The 4,676-nt window shown below is 72.8% G+C and carries 5 protein-coding genes; 1 reads left to right on the forward strand and 4 read right to left on the reverse strand.

All coding sequences use genetic code 11. From position 1 onward, the window contains the following. The 3 genes from AB0J52_RS28015 to AB0J52_RS28025 all read right to left on the reverse strand — a co-directional run. A partial coding sequence (locus AB0J52_RS28015; RefSeq protein ID WP_500185403.1) for an ATP-binding cassette domain-containing protein occupies window positions 1-423 on the reverse strand: 423 nt, incomplete at its 3' end. 17 nt (window positions 424-440) lie between these two features. After that, entirely contained in the window at window positions 441-1,388 is a 948-nt protein-coding gene (locus AB0J52_RS28020; RefSeq protein WP_500185395.1) for a metal ABC transporter substrate-binding protein, read from the reverse strand. A gap of 136 nt (window positions 1,389-1,524) precedes the next feature. Then, on the reverse strand, window positions 1,525-1,803 hold the full coding sequence (locus AB0J52_RS28025) for an antibiotic biosynthesis monooxygenase family protein (protein ID WP_500185397.1): 279 nt from the start codon (window positions 1,801-1,803) through the stop codon (window positions 1,525-1,527). 320 nt (window positions 1,804-2,123) lie between these two features. On the opposite strand from AB0J52_RS28025, the gene AB0J52_RS28030 reads away from it, so the two are divergent. Beyond that, complete coding sequence (locus AB0J52_RS28030; RefSeq protein ID WP_500185399.1) at window positions 2,124-3,512, forward strand: glycine--tRNA ligase; 1,389 nt, start codon at window positions 2,124-2,126, stop codon at window positions 3,510-3,512. Window positions 3,513-3,686: 174 nt separating this feature from the next. Here AB0J52_RS28030 and AB0J52_RS28035 read toward each other — a convergent pair whose 3' ends face one another. Continuing rightward, complete coding sequence (locus AB0J52_RS28035; RefSeq protein ID WP_500185401.1) at window positions 3,687-4,364, reverse strand: hypothetical protein; 678 nt, start codon at window positions 4,362-4,364, stop codon at window positions 3,687-3,689. Window positions 4,365-4,676 lie beyond the last annotated feature (312 nt).

Raw genomic sequence — 4,676 nt, forward strand, 5'->3', positions numbered from 1 at the left:
CCGCTGCTGCTGGCCGCCGGACAGCAGGTGCGCGGAGTCGCGGGCGCGGTCCGCGAGGCCGACGGCGGCGAGCGCGCGGTCCACCGCGGCCCGGTCGGCGGCCGACGCCGGGCGCCACCGGGACTGCCGGGCGGTGCGCCCGGACGCGACGACCTCCCGGACGGTCGCCGGGACGCCGCCGCCCATCGGCAGCCGCTGCGGGACGTAGCCGATCCGCTTCCAGTCGCGGAACCGGGCCGGGGTGCGGCCGTAGATCTCGGTGCGTCCGCCGCTGAGCGGCAGCAGCCCGAGCAGCGCCCGGACCAGCGTGGACTTCCCGGAGCCGTTCGGCCCGGTGAGGGCGAGCACGTCGCCCGCGCCGACCCGCAGGTCGACGCCGGCGAGCACCTCCCGGCCGTCCAGGCGGACGCGGCCGGAGGTCATCGCGAAGGGGGGCGGGGTCACGAGCACTCCAGGGCGGGACGGAGGGTGGCGAGGTCGCGGCGCAGCACCGACAGGTAGTCGTCGGACGACCCGGGGCGCACGCCCTCGGCGGGGTCGAGGACGGCGGTCCGGACGCCCGCCTCCCGGGCCAGCGCGTCGGCGATCTTGGGGCTGACCAGCGTCTCGGTGAACACCGTGGTCGCGCCCGTCGTCTTGATCTGGTCGGCGAGGCGCGCCAGCCGCTTGGGGGACGGCTCGGCGCCCGGATCGACGCCCGCCACCGGGACCTGGGTGAGGCGGTAGTGGTCGGCCAGGTAGCCGAACGCGGCGTGCGAGGTGACGATCGTCCGGCGCTTGCAGGTCTTGAGGCCGGTGGTGAACTCGGCGTCCAGGGCGTTGATCTGGGTGACGAGCGCGCCGGTGCGGCTGCGGTAGCCGGCCGCCCGGTCCGGGTCGACGGCGGCCAGCCGGTCGCCGACGCCCTTGGCGATCGCGGCCATGCGAGCGGGATCGACCCACACGTGCGGGTCGTAGTCGCTGTGGGCCTCCTCTTCGCCGAGGTCGCGCGCGGGCAGCGTCTTGACGGCCGTCACCGCGTCGAACGACTTGTTCCTGGCGCGCTTGGCGACCGCGTCGTCCACGGCGGGCTGGACGCCCCGGATGTAGAGGGTGAGGTCGGAGCTCTGCACGTGGGCGATCTGCCGGGGCGTGAGCTCCAGGTCGTGCGGCTCGGCGCCGGGCTTGGTCAGCGTCTCGACCTTCACGGCGTCGCCGCCGATCCGCTCGGCGAGCCAGGCCATCGGGTAGAAGCCGGCGACGACCTTGGTCCGCCCGCCGCTGCCGCCGTCCCCGGCCCCGCACGCGGTCAGGCCGAGCGTCCCGACCAGGACGGCGGCGGTGGCGGCGGCGGTGGCGAGGGGCAGCGCGCGGCGCGGGGCGCGCCGGGAGGAGCGGATCGTGAGCACGCCCCAAGTCTGGACAAAATGAAAACGGTTGTCAAAACCGTCATCACGGAAGTGACGGACGCGACACCTCGCGCGAGGTTCCGAAGGACGCCCTCGCCTCAGCGGCGGTCTTCGGAGCCCAGGGGCCGTCCGGGGCTCAGAGGACCTCCTCGTAGGCGCCGGGCTCGTCGATCGCCATGGCGGCGAGCGGGATGAGCCGCATCCGGACGCCGGGGGCGCCGAGCGCGCGGCGGTAGAAGCCCGCGCCGTCCCACTCGGTGATCAGTGCCCACAGCTCCGGGTCGTCCACGGTGCGGACGAGCCGTCCCGCGCGGTGCCCCGGCCCGGTGGCGAGGTCGGACAGGAGGGCCGCCATCTCGGCGGCGAAGCTCTCGGCGCGCTCGGCGGGGACCCGGAACCGGGTGATCGCGATCATCGGACCATCCTCCCAGCCGCTCCCGGCGGCGGCTCCCGGACCGTCCCGCGCGGGCGGGGGATATCGAGTCCGGCTCTCCGGCCGGGTGCCCTAAGCTGGGGAGGGCCGCCCGGAGCGCCGCTCCGCAGAGATCGCGGCGGCTCCGGCACGACCGCCCGGGCGGCGTCACCTGAGCAGGCCACCTGATCAGGGCCGCTGGGCACGACCACTGCGCACGACCACTGAGCACGACCAACGGGGATCACGCGTCGCCCTCCGTCCGAGACGGCAGGGCGCGTGACGAACTATCCCGCCGACCGCCAGCCGGATGGAGAACAGCCATGGCACGCCGTTCCGACGTGATGGACACGATCATCAATCTCAGCAAGCGCCGGGGCCTGGTGTTCCCGTCCAGCGAGATCTACGGCGGACTGCGCGCCTCCTGGGACTACGGCCCGCTCGGTGTCGAGCTGAAGAACAACGTCAAGCGCCAGTGGTGGAAGTCGATGGTGCAGGGCCGCGACGACGTCGTCGGCCTCGACTCCTCGGTGATCCTGGCCCGCGAGGTCTGGGAGGCGAGCGGCCACGTCCGCGAGTTCGTCGACCCGCTGACCGAGTGCCAGTCCTGCCACAAGCGGTTCCGCGCCGACCACCTGACCGAGGCCTACGAGGAGAAGCACGGCCAGGAGCCGCCGAACGGCCTGGCCGACGTGACCTGCCCGAACTGCGGCGTCAAGGGCGCGTTCACCGAGCCGAAGATGTTCAACGGCATGCTGCGCACCTACCTCGGCGCGATCGAGGACGAGTCGGGCCTGGCCTACCTGCGGCCCGAGACCGCGCAGGGCATCTTCATCAACTACCTGAACGTGCAGCAGTCGGCCCGCCGCAAGATCCCGTTCGGCATCGGCCAGATCGGCAAGTCGTTCCGCAACGAGATCACCCCGGGCAACTTCATCTTCCGCACCCGCGAGTTCGAGCAGATGGAGATGGAGTTCTTCGTCAAGCCGGGCAGTGACGAGGAGTGGCACCAGTACTGGATCGACGAGCGGTTCCAGTGGTACAGCGACCTCGGCATCAAGAAGGACAACCTGCGGCTGTTCGAGCACCCGAAGGACAAGCTGTCCCACTACTCCAAGCGGACCGTCGACATCGAGTACCGGTTCGGCTTCTCCGGCAAGGAGTGGGGCGAGCTGGAGGGCGTGGCGAACCGCACCGACTTCGACCTGAGCACGCACGCCAAGGCGTCCGGCCAGGACCTGTCGTTCTTCGACCAGGAGGCGGGCGAGCGGTTCGTCCCGTACGTGATCGAGCCCGCGGCCGGCGTCGACCGCTGCACGCTGACGTTCATGATGGACGCCTACGCCGAGGACGAGGCCCCGAACGCCAAGGGCAAGCTGGAGAAGCGCACCGTCATGCGGCTCGACCGGCGGCTCGCCCCGGTCAAGGTGGCCGTGCTGCCGCTGTCGCGCAACGCCGACCTGTCGCCGAAGGCCCGTGACCTGGCCGCCCAGCTCCGCCGGAACTGGAACGTCGACTTCGACGACGCGGGCGCGATCGGCCGCCGCTACCGCCGCCAGGACGAGATCGGCACTCCGTTCTGCGTCACCGTCGACTTCGACACCCTGGAGGACGACGCGGTGACCGTCCGGGAGCGCGACACCATGAGCCAGGAGCGCATCTCGCTGAGCCAGGTCGAGTCGTTCCTCGCCGCCCAGCTCGTCGGCTGCTGACGCCCCGCCGCGCCCGCCCGCCCGCCCCGGTGCCGTACCGATCCCGGCGGGCGGTGACGCGGCGCGGACGGACGTCATGAGGGGCCGTCTCCCCGCGGGGAGACGGCCCCTCGGCGCGTCCGGGGACGACTCGGGATGGACGCGCCGGTCATGGCGCCGCGGGGGAGCGGGGCCTCAGGAGGCCGCGACCCACAGCTGGGTCGTGTAGGAGCCGGACCCCGGCGAGCTCTCGCCGAGGAGCTGGTACGCGGCGGTGACGGTCGCCGTGGACGGGCAGAGGAAGCTGCCGCCGGACTGGACGGGGATCGAGACGTTGTTCAGCTTGATCTGCGCCTGGTTGACCGTGGTGTCGGGCCGGGAGGCGTTGTTGGGGTTGTAGCCGTTGGCGACCGCGCTGCCGCCGTAGTAGCAGGTGATCCCGCCGAGGATGCTGGCCACGGCCTTGACCTTGAAGCCGGCCATCGTCAGGGTGCCGTCGCGGCCGCCGGTGTGGTTCGGGTCGTAGGTGACGGTCGCGGTCCAGGGCAGGTTCTGGGCGGTCACGGCGACGGTGCCGCCGCCGCCCGGGCACGCGGGGCCGGGGTTGTTGGTGAACGACGCGGCGGTGATCGAGCCGCTGCCGGCGGAGTTCACCGAGCCGCTCATCGTGGACTGGTTGCAGGAGCCGCCGCCGAGCGAGGTGGTGACGGTCGCGGTCCCGAGCAGCGTCGCCCTGACGTTGCCCGAGAACAGGGGCCCGGTGGCCGAGCCCGAGTGGATGGCGGTGCCGGCCGCGGTCGAGGCCGTCGCGGAGCCGACGACGAGCGCGGCCGCGGCCGCGCCCATGGCGAAGGTTTTCCTGATTTGTGCCACCGGCTGCTCCTTTGTCCGGTTCGGGGTGGGCAACGCGAAGGTAACTTCATCTCTCGTGCCCGCCTAGGAGGATGGCCGAGGTTGTTATGGCCGGAACCTGACAGCACTCCGCGGGGCGAACCGGGTTACGGTGAAGGGTTGGGCGCGAGTCCGCCCGTGCGCCGTGTGTCGACCCCCGTGACCTGCGCCGACACCGGAGCGAGGCGCCGACGGCGAAAGCGAGGCGCGCCCCCGGCGCCCCGCCGCACCCCGCCGCGCCCCGCCCCGCCGCGCCTCGCCGCGCGCGGCCGGGGGCAAGAGCGGAGCGCCGGG

This window comes from Spirillospora sp. NPDC049652, assembly GCF_040675125.1.
Taxonomy (GTDB): Bacteria; Actinomycetota; Actinomycetes; order Streptosporangiales; family Streptosporangiaceae; genus Spirillospora.